Source organism: Roseburia sp. AF20-18LB, assembly GCF_003461185.1.
Classification (GTDB): Bacteria; Bacillota; Clostridia; order Lachnospirales; family Lachnospiraceae; genus Roseburia_C; species Roseburia_C amylophila.
This window is the reverse complement of sequence record NZ_QTWP01000010.1, coordinates 1-25,919: the sequence shown is the minus strand read 5'-3', so window position 1 is coordinate 25,919 and position 25,919 is coordinate 1. Positions and strand designations below refer to the sequence as shown.

Below are 25,919 nucleotides of genomic sequence, written 5' to 3'. Positions count from 1 at the left end.
TATAAAATATACAAATATTTATAATTCGTTTTGATAATAATTGATATTGACAGAAAAAATGAAAAATACTAAGCTTTTAATAGTTATTGAAAACAAGAGGAGAGGGAGTTATGATGACAAGAAAATTCTTAGTTGCGGTTATCGCTATATTTGATATTCAAAGTCTTGGATATCAAATTTTCCAGAATAAAATCATATAGAGAAATGTAAGCAGAGGATTCCGGTTCTTTAAGTAAAGAAAAGAGAATTCTATTTTGTGATATTTAAATTTATTTCCAAAATATTGGAAATTGACAAATGATGCAAGTCCGTTTGCTGTTTCTGTAAAAAATGAATCACAGGCGCGCAGCACATTCTCATACCATAACAATATCTGGAAGGTACACATCTTAAAGAATGGAAAGAACTTATATATATTGCAGGTGGGGTTAGCCCCACCTGTAAAAGGAGTAGATATGAAAATAAATAACTGCAAAAAAGTTATTAAAACAATTGCCTTTTATACAGTAGTAATAATATGCATAGCAATTTTATGGCAGCAGGCTCATCTGCCATATGAACGAACAGAATATCAGAAGATAGCGGAAAATGACACAGAAAAGAAACAGAGTTCAGTATCTTTTCCGGAAGAATATAAAAAAACAGTGAACGATAGTTTTGCGTTTGATGCAAAGATAATTACAGGGGAAAATATTGATTATGAAAATTTATATGCATCAACAGCAAGCATTGTTTATCCGGATGCGGATAAGTGGAAAACAATGTTCTTAAAGGATAATTTAAACTATGAAGAAAGCTGTTTTGAAACAGAAAGCCGAAATGGGGACAGGTTGAATGCTGAAGTTTACGATAATGAATTAGAGGGATTTTTACGTTTAGATGCCGAACAGGGACTTTACTGGAAAGAACCGTTAATGAGATATTTAGTGCAGGTACTGCATATGAATGGTGAATATGGGGCAGAGGATCCAATGGATAATGAGCGTGTGTTTCGGGACGCAGATGATTTGACTGGTTTTAGCAGAGAAGAAGCATGGGAAAATGCATGTGAACAAATGAGCATGCTTGGAATAGAAAAAAGCAGTCTGCAATATGATGAAAGCTATTGTATGCACGCAGAAGATTTAAAAGAGCAGACGCAAATATTACAAAAGGATGGCAGTTTATCCGAAGAAGATGCAAAAGAAGAATGGTCAGAAGAGGAAGAGGGTTATCTATTCTATTTTTCTCAGACTTTACAGGGAATCGAAATTTTCCGGTATGAAAATATCAGGGATTATCCGGGAATGTATGGTGATATGCAGGTGTATGTAATGAAAGATGGATTAGGGGAACTTCAGATTCCTGTTTTATATTCCTGCAAATTAGAAAAAAAGAAGTTATCACTGGTTTCTTTTGATAAAATTGCAGAGGTTTTAGAAAAGAACTATGGAAGTGTTATTACGGAAGAACCAATAACTGTTCGGAAATGTCAGCTTGTAATGTATCCATTACAAAAGAAGAACGGGGTATATGATATGGTGCCGGTATGGATATGTCAGATTGGGAAATATCAGGGAGAAGGACGGAATGAATCATATAATTATATACCAATTAATGCTGTCACAGGAGAAGAGATGGTTGAACTGGAGGTAGAGTAGTAATATGCTGAAAAAATATTTAAAAATGGATTTATACAGGGTATTTACTTCAGCACCATTTTGGCTTGGAGTGATAGGTGTATATATTACGATGAATCTAATGGCGAAGGTTGGACAACCGGCAATAGATGTTATTAGCAGATATAAAGTTATGAAATTTCAGAGTGTTACAATTGCAATATTTGCATTTAGCAGCTTTGCATATGGAAATGCATTAAGAGAAGATCAGGAACATCATTTTTGGCAGAATGAAATTTTGCGTGGAGATTTAAAGAGTTATATATGGTCAAAAGTATTAAGCGGATTTCTGGCAGCAGATATTACTGTTTTCGCAGGACAGTTACTCTTTTTTCAGCAGGATAGTTTTTGGCATCCCCTGCTGATGTTAGAGGATGAATTTTTTACAGCAAATGGTGTCGATTTGCGTGGAAATTGTTTTGGATGGTTTGCAATGCATGGAATGCCAATATTATATTTGGTTTTTTCTGCAATTATATTTGGATTGTTAGGAGGCATTCTGTGTCTGGTATCCATGCTGCTGTCTCTATTGGCTAAGAATCAGATGTTTGCAATCTGCATTCCTATGGCTGGTTATTATTTTATCGTTACATATCTTGGCGTATTATTTCCACAAGGTGGTATTTGGGATTGGAATTCTCTGTTTATGTTTTCTACAGATGTATTTGGAAATGCATGGATAAGTCTTGGATACATATTCTTAATGACAATACTTTGTGTTATCGTATTGGGTAATTTAATTGCAGCCAGAGTAACAAAAGAGATAAGGGGGGAAAGTATGTGAATTTGCAGTCAAAAATACAGAATCTTTATTGTAGAATGAAGTCCATGCGTTTTTTGACATTACTTATCATTTGGGGATTTATGGTAGATGATATGTTAAGACTCTACCGGAATCTTGCAATGGAATTGAGCGTAAAAGACAGTTTTGCAATATTACCTTTTATTCAAAATGATGATTTCTTTATGAAGGTTGTACTTTTAAGTGTGTTATGTTTTTATTCGAATGCTCCATTTATGGAGAGAAATGAATTATATTTTGTACAGCGTATAGGAAAAAAGCGGTGGGGAAGTCGAAATATTTTTTATATTTTCGGAAGCAGTATTTTATTAGCTGTAATACTGGTATTATTAAGCATTTTATTGAACTTTCCGGCAGTTGATTTTAGCAATTCATGGGGAAGTCTGTACAGGACGGTTTCTGTTTATGGTATGGAAAAATATCAGATTCCGCTGATTGTGGATACAAAAGTAATGTCAGCATTTACACCCTACCAGATGATGGGGCATGTAATTTTAATGGATATATTAGCATTTGCAGTAATTGGAATGCTATTATATACATTAAGTCTTTATGTTAGAAGAGTAGGTGCATATATAGTCACTATTCTGCTTATTTTCTTTTCTACAATGGTAAACTATCTGGATGCCGGTGCAAAATTAGGACTTATATATTTTTCACCATTTTCATGGGAAAATGTGGGAAATTGGAGATATGGATATGATTTGAGTAAACCAAATTTTGTATATATCTATGTAGGTTATTTTCTGATTCTGTTTCTGCTGGTGGTTGCAGGTCAGAGACAGATTCAGAGAATAGACTGGATAAGCAGGGAGGAATAGCTATGGCAGAGGTTATTAAAGTAGAACATATTGAGAAATCTTTTAAAAAGCATAAAGTATTAAAGGATGTATCATTGACTTGTGAAAGTGGAAAAATATATGGAATTGTAGGGTATAATGGTTCAGGAAAATCAGTACTTTTTAAGTGCATTAGTGGATTCTATCTTGTAGAAAAAGGAACAATAACAGTTCGTGGGAAAATGGTTGGAAAAGATATGGATGTGGTTCAAAATCTGGGAACAATTATTGAAGAACCGGCATTTATAAAGCAGTACAGCGGACTTAAAAATCTTGAACTGTTATATATGATTAATCATAAGAAAAATCGGGAATATGTAAAAGAAAGTATGAGAAAAGTCGGACTTGATCCGGAGCTAAAGAAACCGGTAGGAAAATATTCTCTGGGTATGAAGCAGCGTCTTGCAATTGCACAGGCAACGATGGAAAATCAGGATATTCTCATTTTAGATGAACCGATGAATGGATTAGATAAAGATGGGGTTGAACAAATGAGAAAATTGTTTCTTTCTTTTAAAGAAGAGGGAAAAACTTTACTACTGGCCAGTCACAATCGAGAGGATATAGAATTATTATGTGATGAAGTATATGAGATGGAGCATGGTCGGTTACATAAATTAGAAAGATAAACAAAAAAAGAATTGCCATTGAGTGAAACTCAAAGCAATTCCTTTTTATCGTTTTTAAATTTCCGCCAGTACCTGCAGTGCCTGCTCTTTAATCAGAGGCAGGAAATGCTCATCGAAGTAAGCCTGCGAAGCACGGCTGTATTTTTCAGTGGAAGCGTATTCCGATAAGATGTTGCAGACCTTATTGAAATCTTCCGGAGAATGGTGTCCCTTGTGCAGTACCAGATAAAAGGCACTCTTATTCGGATTCTTGTAAAGGAAATTCCGGTCGTTATAAAAGCCATTTAAAATACGGGCAAGATTGCTGATTTTCTCTAAGCTGTCGAAGACGAACAGCCGGGTAATATCTACCACCGGTTCTACGACAGGCTTCGGAGCAGGAGTGGCAGCCTTCTTGACAGGAGCTTCTGCCGGGGCAGCAGCCTTCACTGACTTGGCAAGTTCGCTCTTCTGCTTCTCCTGAAGCTGTTTGAAGAAGCCTAAAATATCATCGGCTCCGGCGGCAGGAGTGCTCTTTGCATCTGCAAAATCCGGATATTCATTTTCATCCGGCTCTGAAAATTTGGAAAACCGGGTGTCTAACTCTTCCGGGTATTCTACCTTGGTAATAATAAGCAATACTGTATCTTGTGTCAGGGGAACGGCTTCTATCATAAGAGGCATATCCTCGGCTTCAAATCCAAATTCATAATTCGCCTGCTGCATCATGTCACGAAACAGGGACTTTGCTTTCTCCGTGCCATATGCCAACTCACTCAGCTTCAGATGGCGGTCATCTAAGTCTGCTCTGGTAAGTGTGCAGCGAATCTGGTTGTCATTCACTTTTTCAATTTTCATAAAAATCACTTCCTTATCTATAGAAAATTGTATGAAGTTTACGCCTATATTATAATGGAATGAAAAATACTTGTAAACCGGTAAAAAATATTAAAGTTTTCTAAAAAGTCTAAAAAAACAGATTTTCTATTGCAAAGCATAATTGCCTTGTGCTATAAACTATTCCAAGAGATGCGTTCCGGTTCCTTTGAAAGAAGGAAGGGGCGGAACATATAGAAACACAAATTTTGTTTGACAGATACGAGCTGTTGTCGGAGTTAGGAAGCGGCGCAGCAGGAAAGGTGTATCTTGCCAGACATCTGAAGTTGGAGACATATCGTGCAATAAAGTGTATTTCAAAGACACGTTCTATGCCGTCTTCAATTCTTTCTGAAGCGAACATTCTCGCTAAGTTACGACATCCCGGAATTCCAATTGTATATGATATAGAGGAAGATGAAGCCTTTTATTATATCATTGAGGAATATGTTGAAGGGGAATCGTTAGAGAAGTTGCTTTGGAATACGTCAGTTTCCCAGGAGTATATGATACAGATTGGCATACAGCTTTGCGGAATCGTTTCATTCCTGCACAGCCAGAAACCATTTCCGGTATTACATCAGGATTTAAAACCGTCACACATTATAGTATGTGGGAATCAGGTAAAATTAATCGATTTTGGAATTGCATCATATATTACCAGTCGTGGAAAAAATTATCAGAACTATGGAACAAAAGGTTTTGCGGCACCGGAGCAGTACGGGGAATATGAACTGCATACGGCAAGCGATATTTATGCAATCGGGGCTATTTTTTCACTTTATATTAAGAAGCATTCCCACAAAAGCAGCCCGGCATTCCGGCATATCGCACAAAAAGCCACAAGAAAAAATCCAAACAAGCGTTACAAAAGCGCCGGGGAATTACAACAGGCACTGACCCGTGCGTTAAAGCAGAAGGGGAATCGGAAAGAGCATCTCTTAAAAAGCATATCTGTTGTGGGGGCAGAATCCGGAGTCGGAACCACCCATATAGCCATTGCACTGACTTCATTTTTTAATGCGGGGGGCGCAAATGCCCTGTATCGGGAAATTCAGTCCGAAAAGAGGGAAAAGATAAGTAATGTGGTGGAACAAATTGGGCGGAGCCGTGAGGCAGAGTGCGAAGAAGATATCGTCATCTGCCGGAATTTCCGGGGAAGTGAGTCAATCGGCAGCGGGGAAGACACACTTATTTTCGATTATGGAGCTGCAGTGGAAGAAGCCTGCATGGAAGAGGCTGAGATTACAGTACTCGTAGTGAATCTGTCTTTGTGGAAGCGGGAGGCTTCCATGAAAGCCTGGCAAACGTTACGTTGTGTACCAAATCTTAAAATTATCTGTAATCACAGCAGCCCCATGGAGGCGAGAGAATTTGCAGCTTTCATCGGAAGAGAAGTGTACTGTTATCCGAGGGACACAATGCCATTTGATGGTGGCAGAGAAAAGGAAGCATTCTTCACACAAATGCTTTCGAAAGAAGGGAGAAGATAACAAACCATGGAAGAAAGAAAAAGTATCGGAATATTTGGTGTGCAGCAGGGCGTGGGTGTGACGCATCTGTGCACTGCGCTGACCCATTACTGTGCGGACTGCCTGAAAAGTCACACGGCATTGGTGGAATTAAGTGGAAATCACGAATTGGAAGAACTGCAGAAACAGCAGCAGGGTAAATGGGGGCGGCCGGACAGAAAACACTATTTTGCAAATGCGGGAAGTGATAATATGCCGGAATATATCCGACAGGGCTATGAATATTACATCATAGACGGCGGAAGTGAGTTTTACAGGATTCGTCGGGAATTCTTGCGCTGTGACCGGAAGCTGATTCTGGTTTCCTTAAGTCCATGGAAACGAAAGGAATTAGAGTATTTTATGTCCGTCATATGGGAAGAGGAAAAGTATTTGGATAACGTGACGTTTCTGGCACAGTTTGGGATGAAAAAAGATAAAAAAGATTTTCAGAAACAATACCGCATACCAATCCATACCCTTCCTTTTATGGAGGACCCGCTTCATTTAAAAGAAGCAGAGCGCCTGTTTTTAAAAACTTTAGTTTAACATATCACGAACGCTTATCCTTTTGGAAAAGGAAAGTAGAAAGCAGGCATGTAAATTTAACAGAAACCAAAAACAAAAAAAGATGAATAAATAGAAATATATGCTTTTGATGTGAGAAGGTTACCCTGAATGCTTACTCACACCGCTGCAGAATGCAGCACAATGTAAAGAAAAAGAAAGGTAAGAGGCACAGACAAAAATGATAGTCTGTGCCTCTTTTTACGCGGGAAATTCGCAAAGCGTGTTTCCAGGTGGTTTTTACTTGAAATTTTCCCACCAATGACGTATGCTTATGGCAAAGAAAACAAAAATGGAAAACCATAAGAAAATAGAACAGTAAAGTACAGGAGGACGCAGGCTTGGAGAGAACGCAGCGAACGAACAGACCGACAAATGGAAATAGAAATAGAAATAGAAACAGGAACCGCAGACGGAACAGAAAAAACACGAAATTAGCACCGGTTATTGTGGTAATCGTATTGATATTACTGGTGCTGCTGATTGCCGTAGGAACGAAAATTATTCAGAAATATATTCCGAGTAAAGAGCATCAGGATATGACAGAATATTATCATTTACAGGCGGATGATGATATTTCGCTGGTGGTGGATCATGAAGTGTTAGAGATACCAGGCAAATATATTGACGGCGAAGTATATGTGGATTATGAAACGGTACATGACCGCTTCAATGACCGTTTTTACTGGGATGCCAATGAAAATGTATTGCTTTATACACTGCCGGATAATCTCGTTACCGTGGCAGCAGGCAGTAATACTTATCAGGTAGGCAAGGAAAACCAGAGTGCAGATTATACAATTGTCCGGAATGACAGCAATACTATGTATCTTGCACTTGATTTCGTAGAGCAGTATACCAATATTACCCACGAAGTATATGAAGACCCGAATCGTACCGTAATCAATACTGTGTGGGGGGATGTGGATACAGCACCGGCGAAGAAGGCAACACAGCTTCGTTTAAAGGGCGGTATCAAGAGTCCAATCGTGAAAGACTTAGAAAAAGGTGAGACCCTGACAATTTTGGATGCAGGTGACAGCTGGACCAAAGCCATGACAGAAGATGGTGTTATCGGATACCTTAAGAATAAGTTCGTAGGAAAAGTAACCACTGAAACCTTGAACAATGATTTTACAGAGCCGGAATTTACCCATATTTCCAAGGACTTTACCATAGAAATGGCATGGCATCAGGTGACAACAAAGGATGCCAACAGCACCATTGCAACGGTATTACAGAATACCAAGGGAATCAATGTAATCGCACCGACCTGGTTCTACTTAAATGATAATAACGGCAACATTGCAAACCTTGCATCGTTGGATTATGTAAACTACTGCCATCAGAATAATATTGAGGTCTGGGGACTGGTAAGCAATCTTGAAAATAAAGAAGTGGACACAGCTGCTGTTCTGACCCATACCTCTACCAGACAGTATCTGGTCAATCAGATTATTTCAGCAGCAATCCAGTACGATTTGGATGGAATCAATCTGGATTTTGAATCCTTAAACAGTGAAGCAGTGGGAGACAGCTATATCCAGTTTATCCGCGAACTTTCCTTAAAATGTGCAAACAACGGCGTGGTATTGTCCGTGGACAACTATGTGCCGAGTGCTTATACTGCATTTTATGACCGGGAAGAGCAGGCAAATTTTGCGGATTATGTAGTGATTATGGGATATGATGAGCATTATGCCGGCTCAGATGAAGGATCTGTTGCATCCATTGGATTTGTAACCAACGGAGTAGCCGATACCTTAAAGGAAGTACCTGCAGACCAGATCATTCTGGGATGTCCATTCTATACAAGAATATGGTCAGAGACACCAAAAGCAGATGATGAAGAAGATACAACAGCTGCAGCAGCAGAGGATTATGTACCATATGATTTGACCAGCGAAGCTGTTGGTATGGATACGGTACAGAAACGTCTGGAATTAAATGGAGCAACGCCGACCTGGTCGGAAGAAGATGGGCAGAATTACGCAGAATATGTAAATGATGGGGTTACCTATAAAGTCTGGATAGAAGACGCAACTTCTCTTGAGAAGAAGTTAGAAGTCATGAAGTCAAATAAACTTGCGGGAATATCTTTCTGGAAGCTTGGCTTTGAGACAGACAGCATCTGGGATACCATTATAAAATATACAAATAACTAAAGTGTAAAACCGCAAAGGAGAGGCCCGTGAAAAAGTTGTTATGGATATTTCCGAAGAATTCTCCAGGGATGGCGACAAAGTAGTGGAAGCCAGACAGGAACTGAAACGGATTGTAGTAGAGATTACCGAAGAAATTGCGAAGTTTAAAGTAGATTAACAGATAAAACATGATAATTGAGCCGGCACTTTCATATTTATTATAAAGAAAAAAATTAGGAAGTGTGGTTTGAAAAAAAGAATGGAATTATATATGGCGGTTCTTCTACTGGTGGCAGTATGCCTGTTATCAAAAGAAGGAGCAGTGCTGGTAAGCAGCATGCGGGCAGCAGAAGAAAAGCCATGTATCGTTGTGGACGCAGGCCATGGCGGTGATGACCCGGGCAAAATCGGGATTCACGGCGAACTGGAAAAGGACATTAACCTTGCCATTGCAAAGAAGGTAAAAGCCCGTCTGGAAAAAGAAAATATAACAGTGATTCTGACCCGGGAGACAGACGAAAGTCTTGATAAAGGGGAGAGCGGCAGCAAAAAGGTGGCAGATATGCGTAACCGCTGCCGGCTGATTGATGAGGCGAAGCCGTTATTTACCATAAGTGTCCATCAGAACAGTTATACGGAAGAGTCCATAAGCGGAGCCCAGTGCTTCTATTTTGGACAGTCCGAGGAGGGCAGAAAAATTGCCGGGATTATGCAGGAAAGCCTGCGGTCGCATCTGGATACGGAAAATAAGCGGGAAGCAAAAGCCAATGAGAGTTATTATCTCCTGAAAAAAACGGCATATCCTACGGTAATCGTAGAATGCGGCTTCTTAAGTAATTCTGAGGAGGCCGCGAAATTATCTACCGGGGAATATCAGGAGGCAGTGGCAGAAGCTATTGCAGATGGAATTCTAGACTGTCTGGGCAATGAAACAGCAGATACAGAAGAAGCCGGCATGAGTAATGAGACTGCAGATACAGAAAAACAGAAAGTGAAACAGCATTGAAATGCATCAGAAATAAAGAAAGATTACAAAAAAGATTCCAGCCATAATGGTCTGGAATCTTTTGCTTTCTTATATTTTTTTCGGGTTTAGCCCATCACAGAAAAATGATAGAGTGTCTTGGAACGGAAATTCTCGCCTGCTTTTAAAACAACAGAAGGGAAATGTTCGATATTAATTGCATTTGGATAATGCTGTGTCTCTAAACATACTGCGGAATATGGCGGATAATCTTTGCCATCAATTCCTTTCTGATGAAGGGTATAACAAGGGACATAGAGCTGTACACCCGGCTGGTCGGTAAAGCAGGTCATCCGTATGCCGCTTTCCTTAGACTGTAAAACAGCCGCCTCTCTTAAGCCATCCCCGTTGATTACAAAGTTATGGTCGTAAGTACCGCCTAATTTTAACTGGGCATTGTCACAGTGAATGCCGTCACCGATTTTCTTCATCTCACGGAAATCAAATGGGCTTCCCTCCACAGAGAGAAATGCACCGGTAGGACACTGTGTGTCATCCAGTTCTGTAATCGCATCTGCATCAATGCGTAATTCCTGATCTAATACGGTACCGTTTCCTTCCCCATTCAGATTGAAATAACCATGGCTGGTAACAGAAAATACAGTATCCTGATCACAGGCTGCATCGTAAACAATAGATAATTCATTGTCTTCAGACCATCCGTAGGTAACGGAAACTGTAAGGTTACCCGGATAACCTTCTTCTCCATCCGGAGAAATGCGGGTAAAAGTAACTTTATCATCTGTAATTTTTCCGGTCCATACACGCTGACCAAATCCCGTAGGACCACCATGCAGGTGGTTTGGCCCATTATTAATGGCAAGATTGTATTCTTTATCATTTAAGGTAAAGTGCCCTTTGGCGATACGGTTGGCGCATCGACCGACAACAGCTCCCAGGCTGGCATCATCAGCAAGATACTCATCGGCATTCATTAAGCCTAAAATTACATCGGTCAGTTTTCCCTCTTTATTCGGAACCATAATCTTAATAATACGACATCCATAATCCGAAAGTGTAACGGAAGCACCGGATGCATTTTCAATAGTATAAAGGGAAATCGGCTTATTATCTTTGGTCATGCCAAATTCGCTTTTTGTAATTTTCATCTGGAAACTCCTTTCCATAATATTCTAGTGAACATACTGATTATGCCACACTTAGGGCTACATAGCAAGTAGGAAGTGCGGTTTTCGGGTGTTTTCGATTTTCGATGGAAATGGATTTTGAAAACAATTCCAGTTCTTGAACACATAAAGGGAACGTGATATAATAAGCGTTATGAAAACAGAAGTGATAAAAATAGATCAGAATAATATGGATACAGAAGCACTGGAACGTGCAGCCGCAATTATCCGGGATGGAGGGCTGGTGGCATTTCCAACTGAGACGGTATATGGACTGGGCGCAGATGCACTGAGTGCAGAGGCATCGAAGAAAATTTATGCGGCAAAGGGAAGACCATCTGATAATCCTTTGATTGTCCATGTGGCAGAATTTTCAGACATGGAGAAAATCGCACAGGAGATGCCGGAAGAAGCAAAGAAACTTGCAGATGCATTCTGGCCGGGCCCGCTGACCATGATTGTGCGCAAGAATGATAAGGTTCCATATGAAACTACAGGGGGGATGGATACGGTGGCAGTCCGCATGCCAAATCACCCGGTTGCACTGGAACTGATCAGGAGAAGCGGTGGATATATTGCGGCACCGAGTGCCAATACATCCGGTAAACCGAGTCCGACTCTGGCAGAGCATGTAGCATTTGATATGGATGGCAGAATTCCGATGATACTGGATGGGGGTCCTGTGGGAATTGGAATTGAATCCACGATTGTTGATCTGACAGAAGACATACCAATGATTTTAAGACCGGGCTATATTACACCGAAAATGTTAGAAAAGGTAATCGGGGAAGTGAAAATGGATCCTGGAATTATTGCTTCGGATTCGCTGCAGAAGCCGAAAGCACCGGGAATGAAATATAAGCATTATGCACCGAAAGCAGATTTGATTCTGGTAGACGGAGAAGAAGAGAAGGTAGTAGCAAAGATTAATGCTTTGACAAAGGAAGCGGTTCTACTGGGGAAGAAGGTAGGAATCATCGGAACAGACGAAACGATAGACCGTTATCCGGAAGGCGAAGTGGTAAGTATTGGTGCACGCAGTGATGAGGATGCAATTGCAAAGCATTTGTATAAACTGTTGCGGGACTTTGATGAGAAAGAAGTAGATATTATTTACTCTGAGAGTTTTGCAACTCCGCGTATTGGGCAGGCAATTATGAATCGTCTGCTGAAGGCTGCAGGACATCAGGTGATTACAGTTTAGAGGAGGTTTTTATGAAGCCATACAATCGCATTGTATTCGTGGCAGAAAGCGGAACATGCAGGGCACCCATGGCGGCCGGTATTTTTCGGGAATATTCCCTGAATCATCCGGTAGAAGTGCTGGTGAGAGGTCTTGTGGTATTATTCCCGGAACCACTGAATCAGAAGGCAGAAGCTGTTATGATAAGCAATGGCATTAACATGGAAGGTTTTATGTCAAGCCAGATTACAGCAGGGGATTTTGGCGAAGATACATTGGTGCTTACAATGGAAGCACAGCAGAGACAGAAATTATTGGAAATGTTTCCGGAGGCGAAGGAAGAAAATGTCCAGGTACTGACGGAGTTAGTAGGGGATGAACTGGAAATCTTAGATCCTTACGGCGGCACACTTCAGTCATACGGGCTTTGCTTTGAGACCATGAATAAGAGTATAAAAAAATTAGTGAAATTATTAAACGAAGGAGAATGATATGTCAAAAGTATTTGTAATGGATCATCCACTGATTCAGCATAAAATCGGCTGGATAAGAAGAAAAGAAACGGGTTCTAAGGAGTTCCGTACATTAATCAGCGAAATCGCTATGTTAATGTGCTACGAGGCAACCAGGGATTTGAAACTTACCGATATCGAAATCGAGACTCCAATCTGCAAGACAACTGTAAAAGAGTTAAAAGGAAAGAAATTGGCAGTAGTACCAATCTTGCGTGCAGGTCTTGGAATGGTAGACGGAATGCTTGCAATGATTCCTGCAGCAAAAGTCGGACACATCGGACTTTACCGTGACCCACAGACATTAAAACCGGTAGAATATTACTGCAAGCTTCCAGAGGATTGCGATGAGCGTGAAGTATTTGTTGTAGACCCGATGCTGGCAACCGGTGGTTCTTCTATAGCAGCCATCCAGATGTTAAAAGACAGAGGTGTAAAGAACATCCGCTTTATGTGTATCATTGCAGCACCAGAAGGTGTAAAGGCAATGCAGGAAGCACATCCGGACGTAGACATTTATATCGGAGCATTAGATAAGAAATTGAATGAGCACTGCTATATCGTACCAGGACTTGGTGATGCAGGAGACAGAATATTCGGAACAAAATAAGTTCGAAGATATATGAAATGTGAAGGGTTCTTAAGTTGAAAGGCTTGAGAACCTTTTTTACATTACTGTCTGGCGCAGTCCACATCCTTCACTTTGAATACGGCATAAAGCCTGCAAGGGACACTAAGAATTTCGAAAAAGATACAGTCTATTCCGGCAACCGGTGCAAATTCACATCCATGTTCATCTGCACCTCACCGGCACATCCCTGTGCCGGTGTTGCCTAGAAACAGACGAAATTCCAAGTGCCCCTAACAGCCTTTATCATGTATCCCAAGTGAAGGAAGCGGGCTTCGCCCATCAAGTGGCAATCAAATATTCTATTGAGCCAAATGCACCGTTAAGAAACTCATCAGGCTTCCTGACAAGCTTACTGTTTATCTGCTTATCGAAAAACGAGTCCATCGCTTCTTTGAATTTAAGAACTGTGTCATTTCCATGAAAATCTCACAGAAACCGTATAAAACCATAAAAAAATATGGTAAAATAGCAACAGAAAAATAGCAGCGTAATGATAATAAAATGCGAAGCAGAAATAATGAAAAGTGAAATAAAAGAAAATGTAAAAAACCGCAGCAAGGAGGAAATAAAATGAGCCAGAAACGGGAAGACTATATTAGTTGGGATGAATATTTTATGGGCGTGGCAATGTTATCCGGAATGCGCTCCAAGGACCCGAATACACAGGTGGGAGCCTGCATTGTCAGTGAGGATAACAAGATCCTTTCCATGGGATACAACGGACTGCCGAAGGGCTGCTCCGATGATGAATTTCCATGGGTAAGAGAAGGTGCACCGCTTGAGAATAAATACTTTTATACGACACACAGCGAACTGAATGCCATCTTAAATTACCGGGGTGGTTCCTTAGAGGGAGCGAAAATGTATGTGTCCCTGTTCCCTTGTAATGAGTGCGCCAAGGCAATCATTCAGGCTGGAATCAAGACTATCGTATATGACAGTGACAAGTATCAGAATACACCGGCAGTTATTGCTTCCAAACGGATGTTAGATGCGGCAGGCGTGCGCTACTATCAGTACACCCACACCAACCGGGAAATAAATATTACCTTGTAACGACTGGAGAAATAACGAACAATGGCAGAGGTTTACAACCAATTGAACAAATGACGAAGGTGCAGGAAAAACCCACTGGTAATATTTGTTAAAATTATGTAAAATTGTAAAATCATAAAGCTAATTTATAGACATTTTTCATAAAATATTTATAGACAATTTCCTCAAAAATGATATAATGAGCGTAAGCGAGTCATCGTGCTGACACGTTTGACGAACGGCGAATGTTGATTGTGAGCTGTATCTGCTCACAATATAATGAGCATAAGCGAGTGCAAATGGAAAGCGATTTGTTTTGAAACTTTTTGATTAGAAAGGGCATTTGTCTGATATGCGTTGAAATGCCAGCGGTTCTTAGATATGTGTTTTGCTTGATTGTGAACTGTCTTTCCGCTGCTTTGACCGGCGCAGACTGTCAAACATTGGAAAGACTGTTTTAATATCAGAAAGCAAAACATATATCTTAGAACTGCGGTATTTCAGGGCAGAAGAAAAGTCCTTTCTATATCAAAAAAGTTTCTAAAATAAAAGCTTAGTATTTGCAGAGCGTTTCACGAAAATGTAAGGGAAGGAGCTATTCATGAAGAACAGAAATAAAGTGTATGATTCCTTGATTTTAATCATGCAGTTCGGTATCAACATGATAGTTCCTATTTTTTTATGTGTTGGACTCGGGGTTTTTATTTACCGAAGATACGGGCATCCGTGGCTGGTGATTCTGCTGTTTTTCCTTGGGGCGGCAGCGGGATTCCAGAATTGCTACCGGATGGCACAGAGGCTTTGGCAGAAAAAAGGCACGGGAAAGGTTAAATCAGATGTTAAAAAGGATAAATGATGCATTACCGGAATTAATTCTGGGAATCCTTATATACGAAATTGTGGTGGAATTTACCGGTATCTGGTTTGTAAAGGACAAATTGGGATATTCCAACGGCCTTCTGATTGGAGCAGCAACCGCAATCGGAATGGCAATCCATATGGCAGTGGTTCTGCGGGACAGTATGGATATGGCAGAATCCGGAAGGACAAGACGGATCGCATTGCAGTATGTGCTGCGGTATCTCGTAGTTGTAGCAGTCTTTTTTGCTACGGCATACTTTGAAATAGGCAATGTGATTGTAGCATTTGTGGGAGTAATGGGATTGAAGGTTGGAGCTTACGTTCAACCCTTTACACATAAAGTAATTTTAAAACTTTTAGGGAGAGGTGATGAATCTTCTTAGGGTGAAGAAAAATATAATATAAGGAGGTGAAAGCGTGGATAACGGAATTTTAGCAGCGGGTGCCCAGGATATAGATTTTATGATTCATGGACTGTTTTCCTATAAGATTTTCGGACATGAGGTATGGATTACTACTTCTCATGTATGTATTCTGATAATCATGCTGATACTGATTGCCTTTTCGTTTATTGTAAAGCATAAGATGAAAGCGGCAACGGAGGTACCGGGCGGATTCCAGAATGTAGTAGAACTTATGGTGGAAAAATTAGATGGCGTGGTTGACGGTGTCATGGGGAAAAATGCACCGAAGCTGGTGAATTACATCAGCACCATTTTTATCTTTATTCTCATGAGTAATATATCTGGATTATTCGGGCTAAGACCGCCTACCGCAGATTATGGAACGACACTGGCGTTGGGACTTATCACCTTTTCGCTGATCCATATCTGTCAGATAAAGTACCAGAAACCAAAGAAAATCTGGGAAGATATGTGTTCACCGTTACCACCATGGCTGCCATTGTGGCTGCCAATCAATATCATCAGCGAGATTGCTGTGCCGATTTCCCTGTCACTTCGTTTGTTTGCAAACGTATTGTCAGGAACCGTAATGATGGCATTGGTCTATGGACTGTTGTCCAAGATTGCAATTGTATGGCCGGCAGCGCTTCATGTGTACTTTGATTTGTTCTCAGGAGCAATTCAGACGTATGTATTCTGTATGTTGACTATGACATATGTGAACCAGCAGATGGAAACAGAATAGAACAGTATAAGGAGGATTTATAATTATGAACATTACAGGACAGGATTTAATTTTAGCATGCTCAGCAATTGGTGCAGGACTTGCAGTTATCGCAGGTATCGGACCTGGTATTGGACAGGGTATTGCAGCAGGACACGCAGCAGCAGCTGTAGGTCGTAACCCGGGAGCAAAGGGAGATATTATGTCAACCATGCTTCTTGGACAGGCAGTAGCAGAGACTACCGGTCTTTATGGTCTGTTGATTGCAATGCTTCTGCTTTTCGTAAAACCACTGGTATAAAGTGCGAAGGAATGATTACGAAAAGAAAGGAGGCACAGCAGGAAGAAAATGACCAGATTATTTAATCTTGATTTTCAGTTATTGCATGATACCATCCTTATGGCGATATCCGTTTTCGTATTGTTTACCGTAATGTCTTATAACCTTTTCGAGCCGGTTCGTAAGATGTTAAAGGGACGTCAGGAGAAGATAAAGACGGAACTGGAGTCTGCGGCAAGCGACCAGGCAGAAGCAGCAGAATTAAGACAGCAGTATGAAGAGAAGCTTAAGAACGTCGATAAAGAGGCGGAGGTTATCTTAAGTGAAGCCAGAACCAAAGCCCTGCGCAATGAGAATCGAATCATTGGAGAGGCGAAGGAAGAGGCTGCGCGGATTATCCGGCGTGCCAATGAAGAGGCAGAGCTGGAGAAGAAACGCGTGATGGATGAGATGAAACAGGAAATGATAGAAATTGCATCTATGATGGCAGGCAAAGTGGTAGCCGCATCCATTGATACAACAATACAGGATGCCCTCGTGGAAGAAACCTTGAAAGAGATGGGTGATACAACATGGCAAAATTAGTTTCCAAAACATACGCAGATGCATTGTTTGAACTCGCCGTGGAAAAGGGATGTGAAGATGCCTGGTTAGAAGATGCGAAAGCACTTCTTGAGATTCTCCATGAGAATGAGGAACTGGCAAAATTGATGAATCATCCGCAGATTGTAAAAGAAGAGAAGATTCAGATCATTGAAAACATATTCAAGGGAAAGACCGCGGACGAAATCGTGGGATTGATGTGCCAGCTGATAGAGAAAGACCACTTTAAAGATATGGAAAGCGTATTTGCATGCTTTGTGGATTCCGTAAAAGAATATAAAAATATCGGAACGGCATATGTCATTTCTGCGATGGAGCTGTCAATGCAGCAGAAAGATGAAATCGTAAAGAAACTATTAGAAACCACACATTATGTAGAAATTGAAATGAATTATGAGGTGGATGCATCACTCATAGGAGGCATGGTCATCCGCATAAAAGACAGGGTAGTGGACAGCAGTATCAAAACCAGGCTGCAGAAGCTAACCAGTGAATTATCCAAAATACAGTTGAAAGTAGGTGAAACCGCTTCATGAAATTGAAACCAGAAGAAATCAGTTCCGTTATCAAAGAGCAGATCGAGCGGTATGCATCCCAGTTGGAAGTGGCAGACGTAGGAACTGTCATTCAGGTGGCAGATGGAATTGCACGAATTCACGGCCTTGAAAATGCAATGCAGGGAGAACTTTTGGAATTCCCAGGCGAAGTATATGGAATGGTGCTGAACTTAGAGGAAGATAATGTAGGTGCGGTTCTTTTAGGAGATAAGCGTTCCATCAACGAAGGTGATACCGTAAAGACCACCGGACGTGTAGTAGAGGTTCCGGTCGGAGATGCATTACTGGGACGAGTAGTAAATGCGCTGGGTCAGCCGATTGATGGAAAAGGACCGATTGAGACGGAGAAATACCGCCAGATTGAACGTGTGGCATCCGGTGTTATTTCCAGAAAATCCGTAGATACACCATTACAGACCGGTATTAAGGCAATTGATTCCATGGTGCCGATTGGACGTGGACAGCGTGAGCTTATCATTGGAGATAAGCAGACCGGTAAAACAGCAATTGCGATTGATACCATCATTAACCAGAAGGGACAGGGCGTAAAATGTATTTACGTTGCCATCGGTCAGAAAGCATCTACCGTAGCATCCCTGGTAAAAACATTAGAAGAATTCGGTGCATTAAGCTATACCACAGTTGTTGTATCAACAGCAAGTGAGCTGGCACCATTACAGTATATTGCACCGTATGCAGGCTGTGCAATAGGTGAAGAGTGGATGGAGAACGGAGAAGATGTATTAATCGTTTATGACGATTTGAGCAAGCATGCCGCTGCATACCGTACCCTTTCCTTACTGCTTAAGAGACCACCAGGACGTGAGGCTTATCCAGGAGACGTATTCTATCTGCATTCCAGATTATTAGAGCGTGCAGCAAGACTTTCCGATGCTTTGGGTGGAGGTTCTCTGACCGCACTGCCGATTATCGAGACACAGGCAGGAGATGTATCCGCATACATTCCGACCAACGTAATTTCCATTACAGACGGTCAGATTTATCTGGAAACAGATATGTTTAATGCAGGTTTCCGTCCGGCAATCAATGCAGGACTTTCCGTATCCCGGGTTGGTGGAGCTGCACAGATTAAGGCAATCAAGAAAATTGCAGCACCAATCCGAGTAGAGCTGGCACAGTATCGTGAGCTGGCAGCATTTGCACAGTTTGGTTCCGAACTGGATGCTGATACCAAAGAGAAATTAGCACAGGGTGAAAGAATCCGTGAAATGTTGAAACAGCCACAGTATCAGCCGATGCCGGTGGAAAAACAGGTAGCAACTATCTATGCTGCAACCAAGAAATATTTACTGGATATTCCGGTGGATGAAATTCTGGCATTTGAAAAAGCATTATTAGAGCTCATTGATACCAAGTATCCGGAGATTTTCGAATCCATTCGTGAAACAAAGCAGTTAGACGAAGAAACAGAGCAGAAATTAATTACAGCAATTGAAGCATGTAAGAAAGATTTCAAATAGGCATGTAATATGGTAAAAGGCGGTGAGAGACTATGGCGTCCATGCGTGATATAAAGCGGCGCAAAAGCAGTATTTCCAGCACACAGCAGATTACAAAGGCCATGAAGCTTGTTTCTACCGTAAAACTGCAGAAGGCGAAGGGACATGCAGAACAGGCAAATCCGTATTTTAATTATATGTATCAGACCGTAACTTCCATGCTGGCAAAGAGCGGTTCCATCAATCATCCGTACCTTACCGGTAAAGATTCCGAGCAGAAGGCAGTGATTGTAATTACCTCGAACCGTGGACTGGCAGGAGGCTATAATGCGAATGTCGTAAAGCTGATTACAGAGAGTGACCTTCCAAAGGACAAGCTTTCTATTTATGCAGTTGGTAATAAGGGAAGAGAGTCCTTAGAACATAAGGGATATTCCATTGTAAAGGAACTTCCGGAGCTGATAGAGACACCGGCTTATGATGAGGCGTCCGCATTGGCAAGGGAAGTGCTGGCAGCCTATGAAAAAGGTGAAGTTGGCGAAATTTACCTTGCTTACACACATTTTAAGAATACGGTGGTACATGAGCCGAAATTAATCAAGCTTCTTCCGGTGGATATCGAAGATATGCCGGAGCAGGAAGAAGATAATGTGCTGATGAATTATGAACCAAACCAGGAGGAGGCGCTTAATTTAATCATACCAAAGTATGTAACGAGCCTTCTTTATGGAGCACTGGTAGAAGCAGTAGCCAGTGAAAATGGTGCAAGAATGCAGGCAATGGATTCTGCAACCAGCAATGCAGAGGATATGATCAGTGACCTGTCACTGAAGTACAATCGTGCCCGTCAGGGTTCCATTACACAGGAGCTGACAGAGATTATAGCCGGAGCATCGGCAATTTCTTAATCATATCCATAAGAATAGAGAATAAGGAGTGATAGAAAAAGATGGCAGAAACAAATATTGGAAAAATCACTCAGATAATAGGTGCTGTATTGGATATTAAATTTACCGAAGGAAAGCTTCCGGCAATCAACGAAGCAATCCGTATTACCAGAAAAGATGGTGAAGTTCTGGTAGTAGAGGTATCACAGCATTTAGGAGATGATGTCGTACGTTGTATTGCCATGGGACCAACCGACGGATTAATCCGTGGCATGGATGCAGAGGCAACCGGTGCACCGATTTCCGTACCGGTAGGTGAGCATACCTTAGGCAGAATGTTTAACGTATTAGGCGAGCCAATTGACAATGAGGCTCCACCACAGGATGTGGAATATATGCCGATTCACCGGAAAGCACCAAGCTTTGATGAACAGGCAACTTCTACAGAAATGTTAGAGACAGGAATCAAGGTTGTTGATCTTCTCTGCCCGTACCAGAAGGGTGGAAAAATCGGACTTTTTGGTGGCGCAGGAGTAGGAAAAACCGTATTGATTCAGGAATTGATTCATAATATTGCAACCGAGCATGGTGGATATTCCGTATTTACCGGTGTAGGTGAGCGTACCCGTGAGGGAAATGACCTTTATTATGAAATGAAGGAATCCGGAGTTATTGATAAGACCACCATGGTATTCGGTCAGATGAACGAGCCGCCTGGAGCACGTATGCGTGTAGGTCTTACCGGACTTACCATGGCGGAGTATTTCCGTGATAAAGGTGGAAAGGATGTACTGTTATTCATTGATAACATTTTCCGTTTCACACAGGCAGGTTCTGAGGTGTCCGCACTGTTAGGACGTATGCCTTCCGCAGTAGGATACCAGCCGACCTTACAGACTGAGATGGGTGCATTGCAGGAGCGTATCACTTCTACCAAGAATGGTTCCATTACATCTGTTCAGGCAGTCTATGTACCGGCGGATGACCTTACTGATCCGGCTCCGGCAACTACATTTGCCCATCTGGATGCCACTACTGTACTGGATCGTTCTATCGTAGAGCTTGGTATTTATCCGGCAGTAGACCCACTTGGTTCTACATCCAGAATCCTTGACCCTCGTATTGTAGGGCAGGAGCATTTTGAGGTAGCCCGTGGAGTACAGGAGATTCTTCAGAAATATAAAGAATTACAGGATATTATCGCAATCCTTGGTATGGATGAGCTGTCAGAAGAGGACAAGCTGGTAGTAAGCCGTGCAAGAAAAGTACAGCGTTTCTTGTCACAGCCATTCTTCGTAGCAACCCAGTTTACCGGTCTTGATGGAAAATATGTACCGGTAGCCGAGACCATCCGCGGCTTCCGTGAAATCTTAGAAGGAAAGCATGATGATGTACCGGAGAGCTATTTCCTGAATGCCGGAAGTATTGACGAAGTACGTGCCCGTATGAAGTAAGGGGTGAAGCCATGGCAGACGAGAAGAAAGCATTTGAGGTAGAAATCATTACCCCGGAGCGAATCTTTTATACCGGGGAAGCAACCATGATAGAATTCAATACAACAGAAGGAGAAATCGGTGTCTATCCGGACCACATTCCGCTGACAACGGTGCTTGCTCCCGGTGTTGTGACCATTACCAATGGCGAAGATGTAAAAGAAGCTGCGGTTCATGCAGGCTTTGCGGAGATTTTGGGCGATAAGGTAACACTGCTGGCAGAGATTGCCGAGTGGCCGGATGAAATCGATGAGAAGCGTGCCGAGGCAGCAAAAGAGCGTGCCGAAGCCCGTATTGCAGCTAAGGCTGCAGATACAGATATGCTCCGTGCGGAATTTGCATTGCGTAAGGCGCTGGTGCGAATTGAAGTGAAACATTAAAAACGGTGTATACAAAAGATAAAAAATGATGTAAGGAAGGTACCCTCTTTACCGTAGAAATCGGCAGAGAGGGTATTTTTTACTTTACAGGAAATTACTTTCCTGTAAAGTAAAAAACGCTCCGCGAGGATGCACACTGCGGCGTATAAGGTAGATGTCGCAAGCGACCGCCGCAGGCGCGAGAATGTGCCGAGGCACATTCTTTGTTTCCTTTACAGGAAATTGTTTTCCGGTAGAGTGAAAAAGGGGGATATGTTTTAAGAAAGGTTTCTACATAGTTTATAATAATTTAAGAAAATATTTATACCATACCATAGGGGAAAGCTATATAATGAATTTCAAACAGAGTGAAAAGGATGAAGAAACAGTTTATGAGTGAAAACAGAATGCCGGAAGAAAAACATATCCTGCGGGGATTATCAAAGGAAGAAGTAGAAGAACGCTTTATAGAAGGATTTGTAAATAAAACAGACATCAGCACGGAGAAGAGTGCAAAGGAAATCGTAAAGTCCAATGTATTTACGTACTTTAACTTTATTTTCTTAGTCATTACGATTCTGCTTTGTGTGGTCGGTTCTTTCCGGAACCTGACTTTCCTGCCAATCATCATCGGAAATACGCTGATTGGAATTATTCAGGAATTGCGGGCGAAGAAAGTCTTAGATAAGATGAGCCTTCTGAATGCACCCCATGCCATTGTTATCCGGGATGGAGAGCAGAAGAAAATTTTATCGGAGCAGCTGGTGAAGGATGATGTCATTTTACTGGCTGCAGGAACCCAGATTTGTGCAGACGCCGTTGTTCTGGAAGGCACGATTCAGGTAAATGAATCATTGCTGACCGGAGAAGCCGATGAAATTGAGAAAACACCGGGAAGCAGGCTGATGTCCGGAAGCTTTGTGGTATCCGGAGAATGTTATGCGAGACTGGAGAAGGTAGGAAAGCATTCTTATATTTCCAGGCTGACTGCAGAAGCAAAAGCGATGGGAAATGAAGAACAGTCCGAGATGATCCGCTCTATTAACCAGTTGGTAAAATGGATTGGTATTGTGATTATTCCGATTGGAATCATTTTATTCTGGCAGGGCTATATCGTAAATGGAGAGACTTTCCAGAAGAGCATCGTTTCCATGGTGGCAGCAATTATTGGAATGATACCGGAGGGATTATATCTTCTGACGACCATTGCTCTGGCACTTGGAACCATGCGTCTGGCAAAGCGGCATGTACTGCTCCATGACATGAAGAGTATCGAAGCACTGGCAAGAGTTGATGTGCTCTGTGTCGATAAAACCGGAACCATAACGGAAGCCGGTATGGAAGTGGCAAAAATTGTTCCGGCGAAGGATGCGGAAAATACGTTTCTTCAGTCTCTGCTTCGGGATTATGCGTCAGCAGTGCCGGATAATAATGCTACTATGGAAGCAATTCGTGATTATCTGGAGCGGAAGGGCAAAGATAAGGATAGAGATAGTGATACCGATACCGATAATGACAGCAATAAAGATAAAACAGCGGAAGTACAGACCTTTATGGCTGCCCGGCGGAAAGCACTGGAGGTTATGCCGTTTACTTCTGCAACAAAATACAGTGGCGTTGTATTTGAGGATGGAAAATATCTTCTGGGTGCGCCGGAATTTGTCATGGGAAATGCCTTTGAAGAAATTGCAGATGAGATTAGGGAATATACGAAAAAAGGTTATCGTGTGCTTTTGCTGGCAAAATATCCGGGCAGTGATATCAAGGGAACCCTGACCGAAAAACCGGAGCCGCTGGGTTATGTGATTCTTTCCAATCCAATTCGTGAAAATGCGAAGAAGACCTTTGGTTATTTTAAGACTCAGGGTGTAGCAGTGAAAGTAATTTCCGGTGATAACCCGGAGACCGTATCCGAAGTGGCACGATGTGCCGGAATCGAGCATGCGGAGAAATATGTGGATGCAGGCACACTGGATACCGATGAGAAAATTTATGATGCGGCAGACCGCTATACTGTATTTGGACGGGTAACTCCGAAACAGAAGCAGAAGCTGGTACATGCATTGCAGGATGCGGGACATACCGTAGCAATGACCGGCGATGGAGTTAACGATATTCTGGCAATGAAGGATGCAGATTGCAGCGTGGCGATGGCGTCCGGAAGTGAAGCAGCAGCGCAGGCGGCACAGGTAGTTCTTTTAGATTCCGATTTTGCCCATATGCCGGATGTGGTATCAGAAGGACGGCAGGTAGTAAACAATGTGCAGCGTTCTGCCAGCCTGTTTCTGGTAAAAAATATATTCTCTCTGTTAATGGCAATCTTTGCAGTGGTATCGACAATTACTTATCCGTTAGAGCCGGCACAGATTTCCCTCATCAGTATGTTTACCATTGGGGCACCGGGATTCTTACTGGCATTGGAGCCAAACCGCAACCGTATTGAAGGACGGTTTTTACGGAAAGTATTATTAAAAGCATTTCCGGCAGGACTGACCGATGTATTAATCGTTGGTTCGCTGGTAGTCTGCGGAGAAGTATTTTCTATACCTGCCTCCGATGTGGCAACTGCATCCACCATGCTTTTATGTGTTGTAGGATTTATGATTCTGATTAAAATCAGCCATCCGATGAATAAGTTTAAATATGGAATTTTAATTTTTAATATCGCCGGGCTGCTTTTCTGCGGCATCTGCTTAAACCAGTTATTTGCCATGAGCCAGATGTCTAAGATTAGTATTCTTCTGATGATTGTATTTGCTTTTGCTGCAGAGTCACTGTTCCGTTACCTGACAATCGGGGTGGAAGGAATTGCAAAATTCATCAGTTCACGGGCACATCGCGGTGCTCCACAGAAGTAGAGAATACAATTAGTGTTTTGGTTCGTCCGAAATGCTGCAGTTCGTTGATGAAGTGGTCAAGCTGGATGGTAGTCTGAAACATGACTTCCACCAGCATGGCATAATCACCGGTGACACAATTACATTCAATCACATTGGGAATTCTATCGATGAAAGGGTAGAATTCCTTTTTTTGTGCCGGTTCCACCTCGAGATTAATGAAAGCCTTAATGTGATAGCCAAAGAGCATGGGATTTACAGTGGCATGATAGCCGGTTAAAATCCCTCGTTTTTCCAACCACTCAATCCGGGCAGAAACCGCCGGGGAAGATAAAAAGACTTCCTTTGCAATATCCTTGACCGGAGTGCGGGCATTTTCCTGTAAGATCCGGATGATGCTTTTGTCAATGTTGTCTAATTCTTTTTCCATAGAGGCTCCTTTCGTTTCCTGAAAAATACAGTTGATGTAAAAAATGAATTTATCTGCAAATATAATGCTGAAAAATGACAAATGAAATAGCAGGTAAAGTAATATATAAAATTTTGTAGCCGGTGAATATCAAATGGCAGGCAGCTGCAGAAAATATCTTCCTGACTCTGCGGGCAGATATATTTATGACACGGTTAGAGGCACTTGGCATTTTGTAGAAACATAGGCAACGCTGGTGCATGGACGCACCAGCGAGGCACAGATGAACATGGATGTGAATTTGTGCCGGTTGCCGGTTATTTTTCTATTCCTATCAAAATGCCTTAGTGCCCCTTGCCGTGGAATACATATCTGCGCAGAGGCAGGAGAATATTTTGCTGTATACACTGTCTGGATTTTACACATACAAGTATGTTGGCTTATTTTCAAGTATTATATCATACCTCTATTTTGTTGAAAAGACAGAGGTGAATTGGAAAATTAAATTCCAGTCCATTCACCCAAAAA

26 protein-coding genes are annotated in these 25,919 nt (G+C 41.8%); 23 read left to right on the top strand and 3 right to left on the bottom strand.

Annotation, left to right across the window (positions count from 1 at the left end):
* Positions 1–455 precede the first annotated feature (455 nt).
* The 4 genes from DWX65_RS13325 to DWX65_RS13310 are packed head-to-tail and all read left to right on the top strand — an operon-like array spanning position 456 to position 3,928.
* Positions 456–1,640 (top strand): hypothetical protein, encoded by a 1,185-nt coding sequence (locus tag DWX65_RS13325; protein WP_147339169.1) that lies wholly within the window; start codon positions 456–458, stop codon positions 1,638–1,640.
* Positions 1,641–1,644: 4 nt separating this feature from the next.
* The gene (locus tag DWX65_RS13320) at positions 1,645–2,442 is read left to right on the top strand and encodes a hypothetical protein (protein ID WP_117947278.1); all 798 of its coding nucleotides are present in this window, start codon (positions 1,645–1,647) and stop codon (positions 2,440–2,442) included.
* Positions 2,439–3,281, top strand: a complete 843-nt coding sequence (locus tag DWX65_RS13315) for a hypothetical protein (protein ID WP_118173600.1) — start codon at positions 2,439–2,441, stop codon at positions 3,279–3,281. The genes DWX65_RS13320 and DWX65_RS13315 overlap by 4 nt, the downstream gene beginning before the upstream one ends.
* A gap of 2 nt (positions 3,282–3,283) precedes the next feature.
* Positions 3,284–3,928 (top strand): ATP-binding cassette domain-containing protein, encoded by a 645-nt coding sequence (locus DWX65_RS13310; RefSeq protein WP_117698866.1) that lies wholly within the window; start codon positions 3,284–3,286, stop codon positions 3,926–3,928.
* A 54-nt stretch (positions 3,929–3,982) separates the two neighbouring features.
* Here DWX65_RS13310 and DWX65_RS13305 read toward each other — a convergent pair whose 3' ends face one another.
* Positions 3,983–4,765, bottom strand: a complete 783-nt coding sequence (locus tag DWX65_RS13305; protein WP_118173599.1) for an adaptor protein MecA — start codon at positions 4,763–4,765, stop codon at positions 3,983–3,985.
* Between the two features lie 227 nt (positions 4,766–4,992).
* Here DWX65_RS13305 and DWX65_RS13300 point away from each other — a divergent pair, with 227 nt between their 5' ends.
* The 4 genes from DWX65_RS13300 (at position 4,993) to DWX65_RS13285 (ending at position 10,011) form a co-directional block, all read left to right on the top strand.
* Positions 4,993–6,276, top strand: coding sequence for a serine/threonine protein kinase (locus DWX65_RS13300; protein ID WP_158564747.1), 1,284 nt, complete (start codon positions 4,993–4,995; stop codon positions 6,274–6,276).
* Positions 6,277–6,282: 6 nt separating this feature from the next.
* A complete protein-coding gene (locus tag DWX65_RS13295; protein WP_118087993.1) occupies positions 6,283–6,843 on the top strand; it encodes a hypothetical protein in 561 nt (186 codons plus the stop codon).
* Positions 6,844–7,202: 359 nt separating this feature from the next.
* Positions 7,203–9,026: a glycosyl hydrolase family 18 protein gene (locus DWX65_RS13290; RefSeq protein WP_199535055.1), complete on the top strand. Its 1,824-nt coding sequence runs from the start codon at positions 7,203–7,205 to the stop codon at positions 9,024–9,026.
* A gap of 238 nt (positions 9,027–9,264) precedes the next feature.
* On the top strand, positions 9,265–10,011 hold the full coding sequence (locus tag DWX65_RS13285) for an N-acetylmuramoyl-L-alanine amidase (protein WP_242997876.1): 747 nt from the start codon (positions 9,265–9,267) through the stop codon (positions 10,009–10,011).
* Between the two features lie 86 nt (positions 10,012–10,097).
* On the opposite strand, the gene DWX65_RS13280 is transcribed toward DWX65_RS13285, so the two are convergent.
* Positions 10,098–11,138: an aldose epimerase family protein gene (locus DWX65_RS13280; protein ID WP_118173597.1), complete on the bottom strand. Its 1,041-nt coding sequence runs from the start codon at positions 11,136–11,138 to the stop codon at positions 10,098–10,100.
* A 172-nt stretch (positions 11,139–11,310) separates the two neighbouring features.
* Between DWX65_RS13280 and DWX65_RS13275 the strand changes: the two genes are divergently transcribed.
* From DWX65_RS13275 to DWX65_RS13205, 15 genes are all read left to right on the top strand, one after another.
* Positions 11,311–12,360, top strand: a complete 1,050-nt coding sequence (locus tag DWX65_RS13275) for an L-threonylcarbamoyladenylate synthase (protein WP_117698872.1) — start codon at positions 11,311–11,313, stop codon at positions 12,358–12,360.
* A gap of 11 nt (positions 12,361–12,371) precedes the next feature.
* Complete coding sequence (locus DWX65_RS13270; RefSeq protein WP_117698873.1) at positions 12,372–12,830, top strand: arsenate reductase/protein-tyrosine-phosphatase family protein; 459 nt, start codon at positions 12,372–12,374, stop codon at positions 12,828–12,830.
* A 1-nt stretch (position 12,831) separates the two neighbouring features.
* Positions 12,832–13,461, top strand: coding sequence for a uracil phosphoribosyltransferase (gene upp, locus DWX65_RS13265; RefSeq protein ID WP_022242835.1), 630 nt, complete (start codon positions 12,832–12,834; stop codon positions 13,459–13,461).
* Positions 13,462–14,052: 591 nt separating this feature from the next.
* Entirely contained in the window at positions 14,053–14,538 is a 486-nt protein-coding gene (locus DWX65_RS13260; protein ID WP_022242836.1) for a deoxycytidylate deaminase, read from the top strand.
* A gap of 580 nt (positions 14,539–15,118) precedes the next feature.
* Positions 15,119–15,373 carry an AtpZ/AtpI family protein gene (locus DWX65_RS13255; RefSeq protein ID WP_118173596.1) on the top strand — a complete coding sequence of 85 codons (255 nt, stop codon included), beginning with the start codon at positions 15,119–15,121 and terminating at the stop codon, positions 15,371–15,373.
* Positions 15,354–15,761: a hypothetical protein gene (locus tag DWX65_RS13250; protein ID WP_022242838.1), complete on the top strand. Its 408-nt coding sequence runs from the start codon at positions 15,354–15,356 to the stop codon at positions 15,759–15,761. The genes DWX65_RS13255 and DWX65_RS13250 overlap by 20 nt, the downstream gene beginning before the upstream one ends.
* A gap of 79 nt (positions 15,762–15,840) precedes the next feature.
* On the top strand, positions 15,841–16,527 hold the full coding sequence (gene atpB / locus DWX65_RS13245) for a F0F1 ATP synthase subunit A (RefSeq protein ID WP_117698891.1): 687 nt from the start codon (positions 15,841–15,843) through the stop codon (positions 16,525–16,527).
* Positions 16,528–16,552: 25 nt separating this feature from the next.
* Positions 16,553–16,807: an ATP synthase F0 subunit C gene (gene atpE, locus DWX65_RS13240; RefSeq protein ID WP_007890533.1), complete on the top strand. Its 255-nt coding sequence runs from the start codon at positions 16,553–16,555 to the stop codon at positions 16,805–16,807.
* 48 nt (positions 16,808–16,855) lie between these two features.
* Entirely contained in the window at positions 16,856–17,371 is a 516-nt protein-coding gene (gene atpF, locus DWX65_RS13235) for a F0F1 ATP synthase subunit B (protein ID WP_117698877.1), read from the top strand.
* Positions 17,359–17,925, top strand: coding sequence for an ATP synthase F1 subunit delta (gene atpH, locus DWX65_RS13230; RefSeq protein ID WP_118057587.1), 567 nt, complete (start codon positions 17,359–17,361; stop codon positions 17,923–17,925). The genes atpF and atpH overlap by 13 nt, the downstream gene beginning before the upstream one ends.
* Positions 17,922–19,427: a F0F1 ATP synthase subunit alpha gene (gene atpA, locus DWX65_RS13225; RefSeq protein ID WP_118173595.1), complete on the top strand. Its 1,506-nt coding sequence runs from the start codon at positions 17,922–17,924 to the stop codon at positions 19,425–19,427. Before atpH ends, atpA begins: the two co-directional genes overlap by 4 nt.
* A gap of 32 nt (positions 19,428–19,459) precedes the next feature.
* On the top strand, positions 19,460–20,314 hold the full coding sequence (gene atpG, locus DWX65_RS13220; RefSeq protein ID WP_117841865.1) for an ATP synthase F1 subunit gamma: 855 nt from the start codon (positions 19,460–19,462) through the stop codon (positions 20,312–20,314).
* Between the two features lie 41 nt (positions 20,315–20,355).
* Positions 20,356–21,747: a F0F1 ATP synthase subunit beta gene (gene atpD / locus DWX65_RS13215; protein WP_117841866.1), complete on the top strand. Its 1,392-nt coding sequence runs from the start codon at positions 20,356–20,358 to the stop codon at positions 21,745–21,747.
* An 11-nt stretch (positions 21,748–21,758) separates the two neighbouring features.
* A complete protein-coding gene (atpC, locus tag DWX65_RS13210) occupies positions 21,759–22,166 on the top strand; it encodes an ATP synthase F1 subunit epsilon (RefSeq protein ID WP_022242845.1) in 408 nt (135 codons plus the stop codon).
* A 371-nt stretch (positions 22,167–22,537) separates the two neighbouring features.
* Positions 22,538–25,003, top strand: coding sequence for a cation-translocating P-type ATPase (locus DWX65_RS13205; RefSeq protein ID WP_199535054.1), 2,466 nt, complete (start codon positions 22,538–22,540; stop codon positions 25,001–25,003).
* Here the strand turns inward: DWX65_RS13205 and DWX65_RS13200 are convergent.
* Entirely contained in the window at positions 24,966–25,412 is a 447-nt protein-coding gene (locus tag DWX65_RS13200; RefSeq protein ID WP_118173594.1) for an Lrp/AsnC family transcriptional regulator, read from the bottom strand. The two genes, DWX65_RS13205 and DWX65_RS13200, sit on opposite strands and share 38 nt — an antisense overlap.
* Between the last annotated feature and the right edge of the window lie 507 nt (positions 25,413–25,919).